The sequence below is a fragment of the Caviibacterium pharyngocola genome (assembly GCF_002795405.1).
GTDB lineage: Bacteria > Pseudomonadota > Gammaproteobacteria > Enterobacterales > Pasteurellaceae > Caviibacterium > Caviibacterium pharyngocola.
This window is the reverse complement of the sequence record NZ_PHGZ01000029.1, coordinates 1-11397: the sequence shown is the minus strand read 5'-3', so window position 1 is coordinate 11397 and position 11397 is coordinate 1. Positions and strand designations below refer to the sequence as shown.

General features: G+C 44.9%; 11 protein-coding genes and 1 pseudogene. 7 read left to right on the top strand and 5 right to left on the bottom strand.

Features of this window, described 5'->3' with window-relative positions:
* Positions 1-115 (top strand): annotated as a pseudogene (locus tag CVP04_RS11010) (ATP-binding cassette domain-containing protein); the annotation flags it as partial.
* 232 nt (positions 116-347) lie between these two features.
* On the opposite strand, the gene hldE reads toward CVP04_RS11010, so the two are convergent.
* Positions 348-1778 carry a bifunctional D-glycero-beta-D-manno-heptose-7-phosphate kinase/D-glycero-beta-D-manno-heptose 1-phosphate adenylyltransferase HldE gene (gene hldE, locus CVP04_RS11005; protein ID WP_100297563.1) on the bottom strand — a complete coding sequence of 477 codons (1431 nt, stop codon included), beginning with the start codon at positions 1776-1778 and terminating at the stop codon, positions 348-350.
* A 118-nt stretch (positions 1779-1896) separates the two neighbouring features.
* Between hldE and CVP04_RS11000 the strand changes: the two genes are divergently transcribed.
* A complete protein-coding gene (locus CVP04_RS11000) occupies positions 1897-2832 on the top strand; it encodes a Kdo(2)-lipid IV(A) acyltransferase (RefSeq protein WP_100297562.1) in 936 nt (311 codons plus the stop codon).
* Here CVP04_RS11000 and CVP04_RS10995 read toward each other — a convergent pair whose 3' ends face one another.
* The 3 genes from CVP04_RS10995 to CVP04_RS10985 are packed head-to-tail and all read right to left on the bottom strand — an operon-like array spanning position 2833 to position 4841.
* Entirely contained in the window at positions 2833-3162 is a 330-nt protein-coding gene (locus CVP04_RS10995; RefSeq protein WP_100297561.1) for a branched-chain amino acid transporter permease, read from the bottom strand.
* A 6-nt stretch (positions 3163-3168) separates the two neighbouring features.
* Positions 3169-3906 (bottom strand): AzlC family ABC transporter permease, encoded by a 738-nt coding sequence (locus tag CVP04_RS10990; protein ID WP_100297560.1) that lies wholly within the window; start codon positions 3904-3906, stop codon positions 3169-3171.
* A gap of 8 nt (positions 3907-3914) precedes the next feature.
* Positions 3915-4841, bottom strand: coding sequence for a LysR family transcriptional regulator (locus CVP04_RS10985; RefSeq protein WP_100297559.1), 927 nt, complete (start codon positions 4839-4841; stop codon positions 3915-3917).
* A gap of 55 nt (positions 4842-4896) precedes the next feature.
* Between CVP04_RS10985 and CVP04_RS12290 the strand changes: the two genes are divergently transcribed.
* A complete protein-coding gene (locus tag CVP04_RS12290; RefSeq protein ID WP_165772797.1) occupies positions 4897-5037 on the top strand; it encodes a hypothetical protein in 141 nt (46 codons plus the stop codon).
* 84 nt (positions 5038-5121) lie between these two features.
* On the top strand, positions 5122-7392 hold the full coding sequence (gene metE / locus CVP04_RS10980; RefSeq protein WP_100297558.1) for a 5-methyltetrahydropteroyltriglutamate--homocysteine S-methyltransferase: 2271 nt from the start codon (positions 5122-5124) through the stop codon (positions 7390-7392).
* Positions 7393-7440: 48 nt separating this feature from the next.
* On the opposite strand, the gene CVP04_RS10975 is transcribed toward metE, so the two are convergent.
* Positions 7441-7779: a NirD/YgiW/YdeI family stress tolerance protein gene (locus tag CVP04_RS10975; protein WP_100297557.1), complete on the bottom strand. Its 339-nt coding sequence runs from the start codon at positions 7777-7779 to the stop codon at positions 7441-7443.
* Positions 7780-8116: 337 nt separating this feature from the next.
* On the opposite strand from CVP04_RS10975, the gene can reads away from it, so the two are divergent.
* The 3 genes from can to CVP04_RS10960 all read left to right on the top strand — a co-directional run bounded on the left by can (position 8117) and on the right by CVP04_RS10960 (position 11308).
* Entirely contained in the window at positions 8117-8824 is a 708-nt protein-coding gene (gene can / locus CVP04_RS10970; protein WP_100297556.1) for a carbonate dehydratase, read from the top strand.
* 63 nt (positions 8825-8887) lie between these two features.
* On the top strand, positions 8888-9976 hold the full coding sequence (gene purK / locus CVP04_RS10965) for a 5-(carboxyamino)imidazole ribonucleotide synthase (RefSeq protein ID WP_100297555.1): 1089 nt from the start codon (positions 8888-8890) through the stop codon (positions 9974-9976).
* A 141-nt stretch (positions 9977-10117) separates the two neighbouring features.
* On the top strand, positions 10118-11308 hold the full coding sequence (locus CVP04_RS10960) for an amino acid aminotransferase (RefSeq protein ID WP_100297554.1): 1191 nt from the start codon (positions 10118-10120) through the stop codon (positions 11306-11308).
* Positions 11309-11397: the final 89 nt, after the last annotated feature.

Genomic DNA, 11397 nt, shown 5'->3' with positions numbered 1-11397 from the left:
CAAAGTCACGTTCTACGAAGGCAACTTCTCCGATTATGAAGAATGGAAGAAAAAAACTTTCGGTTCGGACGCCACCCAACCTCACCGAATGAAATACAAACGTATTGCGAAATAAAAAAGCAAAAAAGTGCGGTATTTTACCGCACTTTTTTCAGACCGATGACAAACCTGATTTAAATCGTATTTTATGTGTAGGATGGGCTTCAGCCCATCAAAAAATATAGTTATTTCAATATGATGGGCTAAAGCCCATCCTACTCAAGTATACCTTGTCAATAAACTGAAGTGCGGTATTTTTACCGCACTTTTTTATCACGCCTTTAGTGAAAATCTTTCGCTAGTTAAATTCAATCTTTCAACGCTTGGATTTTCTTGATCACATTACTGGTCGAGCAGCCGTCTTCAAAATTTAACACTTTCACCTCGCCACCGTTTGCCCAAACTTCTTGGCTACCGGCGATGTCTTGCGGTTGATAATCACCGCCTTTCACCAATAAATCCGGTAAAATTTCACCGATTAAGCGCTGCGGCGTATCTTCGCTAAACGCCACCAACCAGTCAACGGAGGATAATCCTTCCAAAACCTTCATTCGCGCGGTTAAATCGTTAATCGGGCGGGTTTCGCCTTTAAGACGCTTAACCGACGCATCCGAATTCACCGCAACGATTAAACGATCGCCCAATTTACGCGCATTTTCCAAATAAGAAACGTGGCCCGGATGTAAAATATCGAAACAGCCGTTGGTCATCACCACTTTTTCACCGCGTTCTTTGGCTAATTTCACCGCACTTTTCAGTTCGGATTCCGTCATTATGCCGAATCCGCCGGTGCTTCTGCCGTGAATCGCGTTTTCCAATTCTACCGTTGAAACCGTTGATGTACCCAATTTGCCGACCACAATGCCCGCCGCCACATTGGATAAATAACAAGCTTCTTCAAAGCTGCGTCCGTCCGCCAAGGCGGTTGCCAACACACTGATAACCGTATCGCCCGCGCCGGTGACGTCAAACACTTCTTTCGCTTCCGTCGGTAAATGGAACGGTGCTTGATTCGGACGTAATAAAGTCATCCCTTTTTCGGAACGCGTTACCAATAACGCGGTTAAATCAATATCGGCGATTAGTTTCAAACCTTTGCTTACAATTTCTTCTTCGCTATGGCATTTGCCGACCACGGCTTCAAATTCCGACATATTCGGCGTCAACAAGGTCGCACCGCGATAGCGTTCGAAATCCGTGCCTTTCGGATCAATCAATACGGGCACGTTCGCTTCACGCGCAATGCGAATCATTTGTTGCACTTGATTCAACGTGCCTTTGCCGTAATCGGACAGCGCCAAAGCGCGGTAATTTTTCACCGCACTTTTGAGTTTTTGTAATAATTCGTCGCTGACGACATTATTAAAATCTTCTTCGAAATCAAGACGTAACAGCTGTTGATGACGCGATAAGATACGCAATTTAGTGATCGTCGGGTGCGAGGTTAATTCCACAAAATTACAGTCGATTTTTTGTTGTGCCAATAAGGATTTTAACGCCTCGCCCGCTTCATCCCGACCGGTTAATCCCAATAACTGAATCGGAACGTTTAAGGACGCGATATTCATCGCCACGTTCGCCGCACCACCTGCGCGTTCTTCATTTTCTTGTACGCGAACCACGGGAACCGGCGCTTCCGGCGAAATGCGATTGGTTGCGCCGAACCAATAACGATCCAACATTACATCGCCCAATACCAAAACTTTTGCTTGTTCAAATTGTGCAGAATACTGTGCCATTTTATTTTTATTCCTCTGATAAATTGGAAAAATTTTGTCGATTTTAACATAGGACAAATGCTATTTACTAAAAATTCCGTTAAACTTACTTATCTTTGTAATAAATTGTAGTTTCATTATGGCAAAATCATCACTTCCGACTTTTCAACGCGCCTTTTTAAAACCGAAATATTGGGGATTTTGGTTGGTATTAGCACTTTGGCGACTGATTCTTCTCCTACCCTATCCGCTGTTATTAAAAATCGGCGCAGGATTAGGAAAACTTTTCGCCAAATTAAAAGTCGGCAAACGCCGAATCAATATCGCGCGCCGTAATTTAGCACTGTGTTTTCCCGATTATTCCGAACAACAAATCGAGGAAATTTTACAAGCAAATCTAAAATCCACCGGAATGGCGATTATCGAAACGGGAATGGCGTGGTTTTGGTCGGATCGTCGCATCAAAAAATGGTCGAAAGTGGAAGGTTTAGAACATCTGACCGATAATCTTGAAGACGGTATTATTTTCGTCGGCGTGCATTTTTTAACCCTTGAATTGGGTGCGCGCATTGTCGGTATTCATCAGCCGGGTATCGGCGTATATCGCCCGAATGACAATCCGCTGATGGATTGGCTGCAAACCAGAGGGCGGTTGCGTTCCAATACGGATATGTTGGATCGTAAAGATTTGCGCGGAATGATTAAAGCACTTAAAAGCGGCAAGATTATTTGGTATGCGCCGGATCACGATTACGGACGCAAAAATGCGGTTTTCGTGCCGTTTTTTGCCGTTCAAGAAGCAGCGACCACCACCGGCAGCTATTATTTATTGAAATCCTCGCCGAACAGTAAAGTCGTGCCTTTCGCGCCGTTACGCAATCGCGACGGCTCCGGTTATACGGTGAAAATTTCTCCGCCGGTGGATTTTAACGATGCGCTTGACGAACGCGCCATTGCGTTAAAAATGAATCATATCGTTGAGACGGAAATTCTGCGCGGCGTTGAACAATATATGTGGTTACACCGTCGTTTTAAAACTCGACCGGATGAAAATTCGCCGAGTTTATACGATTAATTACACAAAAACGTTCTGCACCAGCACCATATACAATAGCGTGCCGACCGCCATAGAAAGAAACATATTCTTCTTCCAAAAATGCAAGCCCAACACCACCGCACCGGCGATAAAATCCGGTGCGCCGTGATAACCGCTTGTTATATCGACGTTTTTATAGCAATAAATAATTAACATTCCGAACATCGCCGCCGGCAATACTTTGCCTAAATAACGAATATATTCCGGAATCGGGCGATTTGCCGGAAAGATCCAAAAAGGCAACCAGCGAAAAAGTTGTACGCCTAAAATGCCCATTCCGATAGTGATTAATTGTTCGTTAAAAGTCATTCTTATCTACTCCACTTTGTCCAAACGATTTGCCAATTTGCGCGATAATTGCGGGCGACGTAAGGTCAAATACAACCAAATTCCCAATAATGTCGGCACTAAGAAATGTTCTTTTCCGACGATCAATAACGATAACAAGGCAATGCCTAAGCCTAATAATGAACTTTCGTGTGAGATTTCTTTCAGCCAATTTTCCGCGAAAATGACTAAAAACAATGCGGTCATCGCAAATTCCACGCCGCTTAAATCAAAAGGCAACACTGCGCCGAAAAGCGCACCGAGCGCCGTGCCGGCAATCCAATAAAGCTGCAAATATAAACTGACGAACAGCATAAACCAGCCTTTATCCAAGTGCGGTGGAATTTTCGCCATATAATTGAGGGAAAAACTTTCGTCTACCATCGTAGCAATTAAATACCAGCGTTTTTTCCCCAAATGCGCGCCGTATTTTTCCAGCATTGAAATGCCGTAAAAAATTTGCCGTCCGCTCACCATTAACGTAATAAGCAACACATATAAAGGCGAAAAGGTGCTAGCAAGGGCGCCGGCAATAATAAATTCGACGGAACCGGCATAAATCAGCGCCGCCATTAAAATCGGATACCACGCGCCGAATCCCAAAGCTTTCATATACACGCCGTAGGCAATGCCCAAAAACATAAATCCGGCAAGGATCGGGAAAGAATAAGGTAAGGCGGCTTTCGCGGCGGCTAATGCTGCGCTCGAACGGTTTACTTCTGACATAATACAAACTACTCTAAAACGGATAATCCGGGTAAGGTGGAAAAACTCTGCGATTTGACGGTTTCATAAAAATCGTCGATATAGGCGCTGTCGGCGTCCGCTTCGCGATAAGCGGCGTAAAGATTACTGTATAAGCCTTCATCGGTAATTTTACGCGCAACGATATAACCGCGATCCAAATAAGGTTTCGCCGCCCAAAAAGGCAACGCCGCTATGCCGCGTTTACTAGCGACAAGTTGAATAATAGCGATGGTCAATTCGCTGGTGCGGCGGGTCGGATTAATCCCTTTCGGGTGCAACACTTTGCGCAATAAATCCAGCATATCGTCCGGCACGGGATAAGTGATCAAGGTTTGATCGATAAAATCTTCCGCTTGCCACACGGCTTTTGCGCTCAACGGATGATCTTTGGCGCATAATCCGACCATTTCATAAGAAAACAACGGCTTATGCACAATGCCGACGGTTTCTTCGATTTCCGACACCACTGCCCAATCCGCGCGATGAGTTAGTAACAACCCGACCGTATCGGTGTGGAAGCCGGACACAATATCCAATTCCACCAGCGGCCAATGTTGCCGAAAACCGTCCATCGCCGGCATCAGCCAATCGAAACAAGTATGACATTCCACGGCAATGCGCAATTCACCCGCTTCACCTTCTTTCACCCTCGCCAAATCGCGTTCCGCTTCGATGACTTTCGGTAAAATTTCATTCGCTAACTGAATTAAACGCTCGCCCGCCGCCGTGAAATGTAACGGCTGGGTTTTGCGTTCAAACAGCACTAAACCATATTGTTCTTCCAGCAATTTTATTTGATGCGACAACGCCGATTGGGTCAAATAAACCCGTTTCGCCGCCAAAGAAACGCTACCGGTTTCCTTTAAGGCTAACAGGGTTTTTAAATGGCGTAATTCCAAAAAAATGGGTTTCATTAAAAATATTCATCAAAAAGACTAAATCAGTGAATGGCATTATACGGAAAAGCCGATGAAAAATGAATGGCGCTTAGCGAAGTGCGGTGCTTTTTTGCGGCGTTTTTTTAATGAATTTTATTACCGCACTTTTTCAGCCTTTCATTTCATTATTAATTTTATTCATAGAAAACGTGAAAATTATGAGATTGCATAATATTTACGACTTCGGCATTATGACTCCACTCAGACGTTTAGACGTCTATCTAATTTTAAATCGAACAAAAAACAGGAGATGATGATGACCGTATTTCATATTTTAGGTTTCCCGCGTGTGGGCGCAAAACGTGAATTAAAATTTGCTCAAGAACGCTACTGGCGCGGTGAAATTACCGAACAAGATCTACAGGATTTAGCCAAAGCTTTGCGTGAAAAAAATTGGCAACACCAAGCGGATGCAAACGCGAATTTCATCGCCACGGGCGATTTCACCTTTTATGATCATATTTTGGATTTGCAAGTGGCGACAGGCGCCATTCCCGCGCGTTTCGGTTTCGACAGCCAAAATTTAACGCTTTCTCAATATTTTCAACTGGCACGCGGCAACAAAGATCAATTCGCTATTGAAATGACCAAATGGTTCGATACCAACTATCATTATCTCGTGCCGGAATTTCACAAAAATACTCAATTTAAAGCTAATCCTGCGCATTATGTTAACCAAATCCGCGAGGCGAAAGCGGCGGGACATCAGGCTAAACCGGTGATCGTCGGGCCTTTAACCTTCCTTTGGCTAGGCAAAGAAAAAGGCGAAGCTTTCAATCGTTTCGAATTATTAAACAGCCTTGTTCCAATTTATACCGAAATTTTGACCGCACTTGCGCAAGAAGGCGTGGAATGGATCCAAATCGACGAACCGGCATTGGCGCTTGATTTACCACAAGAATGGCTTGATGCGTTCCCATCCGTTTATGCGGAATTGAGCAAAGTGAAGGCGAAATTATTGCTTGCCACTTATTTCGGTTCGGTTGCCGAACACGCCGATTTATTGAAATCTTTACCGGTGGACGGCTTGCATTTGGATTTAGTGCGCGCACCGGAACAACTTGCGGCATTTGCCGATTACGATAAAGTGCTTTCCGCCGGTGTGATCGAAGGTCGTAACATTTGGCGAGCCAATTTAAATACGGTGTTAGACCTGCTTGAACCGTTAAAAGCAACATTGGGCGAGCGTTTATGGATTGCGCCGAGCTGTTCTTTGCTTCATACGCCTTATGATTTAAGCGTGGAAACGCAGCTTCAAGAGAAAAATCCGGATCTTTACGGCTGGCTTGCTTTCACCTTGCAAAAAGTCGAAGAATTATCAATTATTAAGACCGCACTTGAACAAGGTCGTCACGCAGTGGCGGATAAACTTGCCGCCAGCCAAGCGGCTGCAGACAGCCGTGCGAATAGTAAAGCGATTCACAAAGCCGAAGTCGCCGAACGTTTAGCCAATTTGCCTGTTGACGCCGATAAGCGCAAATCACCCTTTGCTGAGCGTATCAAATTACAAAATGCGTGGCTAAATTTACCGTTATTGCCGACCACCAATATCGGCTCCTTCCCGCAAACTACGGAAATCCGCCTTGCACGCAGTCGCTTTAAAAAAGGTGAATTATCGTTAGCGGATTATGAAGCGGCGATGAAAAAAGAGATCGCATATGTCGTTCGCCGTCAGGAAGAATTGGATCTGGATGTGCTGGTTCACGGCGAAGCGGAACGTAACGATATGGTGGAATATTTCGGCGAATTGTTAGACGGTTTCGCGTTCACCAAATTCGGCTGGGTGCAAAGTTACGGCTCGCGTTGCGTGAAGCCGCCGGTAATTTACGGCGATGTTACTCGTCCGCAACCGATGACCGTGCGTTGGTCGCAGTATGCCCAAAGCCTGACGAATAAAGTAATGAAAGGAATGTTGACCGGCCCTGTCACTATTCTGCAATGGTCGTTCGTGCGTAACGATATTCCGCGCTCGCTCGTGTGTAAACAAATCGGCGTGGCGTTATCGGACGAAGTGTTAGATTTGGAAAAAGCAGGCATTAAAGTCATTCAAATCGACGAACCGGCGATTCGCGAAGGCTTACCGCTTAAACGCGCCGATTGGGATGCTTATTTGCAATGGGCGGGCGAAGCATTCCGTTTAAGCTATATGGGCGTGCAAAATGACACCCAAATCCACACCCATATGTGTTATTCCGAATTTAACGATATTCTGCCGGCAATCGCAGGCTTGGATGCGGACGTGATTACTATCGAAACCTCCCGCTCCGATATGGAATTACTCACCGCATTCGGCGATTTCAAATACCCGAACGACATCGGACCGGGCGTGTATGATATTCATAGCCCGCGCGTACCGAAAGCGGAAGAAATCGAACATTTGTTACGCAAAGCTTTGAAAGTAGTGCCGAAAGAACGTTTGTGGGTAAATCCGGATTGCGGATTGAAAACTCGCGGTTGGCAAGAAACTCTTGCGCAGTTGGATGTGATGATAAAAGTAACGAAAAAATTAAGAGCCGAGCTGTCTTAATTTCAGAAAAACTATGGGGCAAATGTCATCATTCGCCCCATTCTTTGCTTATTGAATTTTTTGCACTTCGGTGACTTCTAATTTCGCATTACGACCGAAATCTTTATCACTAATACCGATTAAACGTAATTTATCTTGCGGCGTTACATTTAAACCGCGCCAAACGTGATCTTCAATTTCCACTTTCATCGAACCTGTATTGTCTGCAAAAATAAATTTATCGTCATCCACTTGTTTCACGATAGAACCTTCAATTACCACAACGCTTTTATCTGCTGCGGATAACGCTTGTGAAACAGGGATAACATTACCGACATTTTGTTGAAAACCTGCCATAGCAACAGAAGATGCGAATAATAATGTTCCTAATAAAGTAAGTTTTTTCATTATAACTCCTATTTAAAAAAGCTAATTTTATTTATTTTGTCTTATTGACACAGGTATTGTACTAAACAAATCTTAAGAAAATCTTAAACGACAAAATCGATTTTAAATCACCGCACTTTTATCGCTGTTTCTAAGCTTTTTGTATTAATACGGAGAGCAATTATGCCATATTTCATTAAAACCGCCGAACGACTTTTTAGCGAACGTTTTACAAGCCTTATAACATATGATTTTCTTGATTCGCCACATCCGACAACGGCGGTTCGGCGGGATTTTGATTTTACCCTAACGGGATTCTAGGCTATACTGTGCTTTCGATAAAACAGGAGCCGTACCAATGAAAAAGATCGAACAACTTTTTGCCAACAACTACAGTTGGGCAACCCGAATGAAAGAAGAAAATTCGGATTATTTCCGTGACCTTGCCGATCATCAAACGCCGAGTTATTTATGGATCGGTTGTTCGGACAGCCGCGTTCCCGCCGAAAAATTAACCAATTTAGGCCCGGGCGAATTGTTCGTTCATCGAAATGTCGGCAATCAAGTGATTCATACGGATTTAAACTGCCTTTCCGTGGTGCAATATGCCGTGGACGTGCTGAATATCGAGCATATCATTATCTGCGGGCATACGAATTGCGGCGGGATTCGGGCGGCAATGTCGGAACAAGACCTCGGTTTGATCAACAACTGGCTGTTACATATTCGCGATATTTGGTTTAAACACAGCCACCTACTCGGCAAACTTTCACCGGAAAAACGCGCGGATATGCTCACCAAACTCAACGTCGCCGAACAAGTGTATAACTTAGGGCGCTCCTCCATTATTCAATCGGCGTGGAAACGCGGGAAAAAATTATCCCTACACGGCTGGGTGTATGATGTCAATGACGGATTTTTAATCGATCAAGGCGTTATCGCCACCAGCCGCGAGACATTGGAAATCTCGTATTTAAACGCTATCGCGCGGTTGTTGAAATTAAACGAAGATGAAATGTTGAAAAAATCCCACGAGGAAACCAACGAAAAACAGACCGCACTTTGATTAAAAAATGCTTGCTATTCAAAACGATAACAATCGACAAACACAACTCTAAAGGATTTTAATATGCAAAAAAGCGCTTTATATCCGACCGTTTATGTTTTAGGTAACGGGCAACTGGGCAGAATGCTCCGCTATGCGGGCGCACCGCTTGATATCGACGTCCGACCGCTTGCCTTTAACGCACCGGTTTTCGACCTGCCTGCCGACGGCGTGATCACCGCGGAAATCGAACGCTGGGAAAAAACGCCGCTCACCGAAATGCTCGGCAATCATCCGCATTTTGTCAATCAACCTGTGTTCGGTCGTCTTGCCGATCGCCTTTCGCAAAAATCCTTACTGGACGAATTGGCGCTGCCGACTTCGCCTTGGTGTCTGTTAGACGGTGCCGAACAATGGCAAACAGTTTTTACCCAAGTCGGCGAAAAAGTGGTGGTAAAACGTCGCACCGGAGGTTATGACGGGCGCGGACAATGGATTATCAACCAAGAAAATACCGACTTAATCGAAGAGGAATTATTCGGCGAAGTGATCGCAGAAAAATTTATTCCTTTCGATTACGAAGTCTCGCTGGTCGGCGCGCGTTTTAAAAACGGCGAAACCCGTTTTTATCCGGTGACGCACAATCTTCAACAAAACGGCATTTTGCGTTATAGCGTCGCGGATACGAATTTTCCGCAACAAGCGCAACAGCAGCAACAAGCCGAAGCAATGCTCGGCAAAATTATGCACAAACTGGATTATGTCGGCGTAATGGCGATGGAATGTTTTGTGGTCGGCGATCAACTTTTAATTAACGAACTCGCACCGCGCGTCCATAACAGCGGGCATTGGACGCAGTTAGGCTGTTCTATCAGTCAGTTCGAACTGCATTTACGCGCCTTATTGGATTTACCGACACCGGCGCTACACACTGCAATGCCGAGCGTTATGGTTAATCTTATCGGCACCGAACACGACGATCGTTGGTTAAATACACCGTTCAGCCAATTACATTGGTACGGCAAAGAAGTGCGCGCGGGGCGCAAAGTCGGACATATTAATCTCGCCCATCCCGATCGCCGCGTGCTTATTCGCTTGTTAGAAAAATTACGCGACGAATTACCGCAAGATTATCAATCCGGTTTGGCTTGGGCGATTGAAAAATTGAAATAATATAATTTCATAAATTTATTTTCATATTTTTTCTAACAAACCGATAAAAAGATAGAATTTACTTTAATAAAGGCTTGCTAATCGCGGTCTTTATCAGTATAAAGGTTTCATCGAAACACAACATTTATAAGGATAATGACTATGTTTGAAAATATACACGCGGCTCCTGCCGATCCGATTTTAGGTTTAGGCGAAGCCTTTAAATCCGAAACTCGCGCTAATAAAATCAACTTAGGTATCGGCGTTTATAAAGACGCCAAAGGCACCACGCCGATTATGAAAGCGGTGAAAGCGGCGGAACAACGTTTATTCGACACCGAAACCACCAAAAACTATTTATCTATCGACGGCGTGGCGGATTTTAATGCGCGCACGCAAGTCTTATTATTCGGCGAAGGCTCCGACATCGTGAAACAACGTCGCGCTAAAACCGTACAAAGTTTAGGCGGAACCGGCGCATTGCGTATCGCCGCTGAATTTATCAAACGGCAAACCAAAGCGCAAAACGTATGGATCAGCACCCCGACTTGGCCGAATCACAACGCGATTTTTAATGCCGTAGGCATTACCATTCGCGAATACCGCTATTATGACGCGCAACGCAAAGCCTTAGACTGGGATAACCTAATCGCCGATCTGAGCAATGCGGGCGAAGGCGACGTAGTATTACTACACGGTTGCTGCCACAACCCGACCGGTATCGACCCGACACCGGAACAATGGAAACAACTTGCCGAAATGTCTGCGAAAAACGGCTGGTTACCGCTGTTCGACTTCGCTTACCAAGGTTTAGCCAACGGCTTGGACGAAGACGCTTTAGGTTTACGCACTTTCGCGGCAAACCACAAAGAATTATTGATTTCCAGTTCTTATTCCAAAAACTTCGGTTTATACAACGAACGCGTGGGCGCATTCACTTTAGTGGCGGAAACGGAAGAAGTTGCGGCGACCGCACTCACTCAAGTGAAATCCATCGTGCGCACCCTTTATTCCAATCCGGCGTCACACGGTGCCTCAACCGTTGCTTTAGTTTTAGCGGATCCGGAATTAAAAGCGCAATGGACGGGAGAATTAGCCGAAATGCGCAACCGTATCAAACAAATGCGCCAACTTTTCGTTCAATTATTGAAAGAATACGGTGCGGAGCAAGACTTTAGCTTTATTATCGAACAAAACGGAATGTTCTCTTTCAGCGGCTTAAGCGCCGAACAAGTGGATCGCTTAAAAGAAGAATTTGCGATTTACGCCGTTCGCTCCGGTCGTATCAACGTCGCCGGTATCACCGAAGATAACATCCGCTATCTTTGCGAAAGCATTGTTAAAGTGCTTTAAGCTGAAATAAATTTCAAACCTTAACGCAAATGACCGCACGATTAAAGTGCGGTCAGACTGATGACAAACTTGATTTAAATCGTATTTTA

What these genes read in the sequence shown, in the direction of transcription:
- hldE (WP_100297563.1), bottom strand. Translation starts at nt 1,778, where the DNA reads ATGGCACAGTATTCTGCACAATTTGAACAAGCAAAAGTTTTGGTATTG.
- CVP04_RS11000 (WP_100297562.1), top strand. Translation starts at nt 1,897, where the DNA reads ATGGCAAAATCATCACTTCCGACTTTTCAACGCGCCTTTTTAAAACCG.
- CVP04_RS10995 (WP_100297561.1), bottom strand. Translation starts at nt 3,162, where the DNA reads ATGACTTTTAACGAACAATTAATCACTATCGGAATGGGCATTTTAGGC.
- CVP04_RS10990 (WP_100297560.1), bottom strand. Translation starts at nt 3,906, where the DNA reads ATGTCAGAAGTAAACCGTTCGAGCGCAGCATTAGCCGCCGCGAAAGCC.
- CVP04_RS10985 (WP_100297559.1), bottom strand. Translation starts at nt 4,841, where the DNA reads ATGAAACCCATTTTTTTGGAATTACGCCATTTAAAAACCCTGTTAGCC.
- CVP04_RS12290 (WP_165772797.1), top strand. Translation starts at nt 4,897, where the DNA reads ATGAAAAATGAATGGCGCTTAGCGAAGTGCGGTGCTTTTTTGCGGCGT.
- metE (WP_100297558.1), top strand. Translation starts at nt 5,122, where the DNA reads ATGACCGTATTTCATATTTTAGGTTTCCCGCGTGTGGGCGCAAAACGT.
- CVP04_RS10975 (WP_100297557.1), bottom strand. Translation starts at nt 7,779, where the DNA reads ATGAAAAAACTTACTTTATTAGGAACATTATTATTCGCATCTTCTGTT.
- can (WP_100297556.1), top strand. Translation starts at nt 8,117, where the DNA reads ATGAAAAAGATCGAACAACTTTTTGCCAACAACTACAGTTGGGCAACC.
- purK (WP_100297555.1), top strand. Translation starts at nt 8,888, where the DNA reads ATGCAAAAAAGCGCTTTATATCCGACCGTTTATGTTTTAGGTAACGGG.
- CVP04_RS10960 (WP_100297554.1), top strand. Translation starts at nt 10,118, where the DNA reads ATGTTTGAAAATATACACGCGGCTCCTGCCGATCCGATTTTAGGTTTA.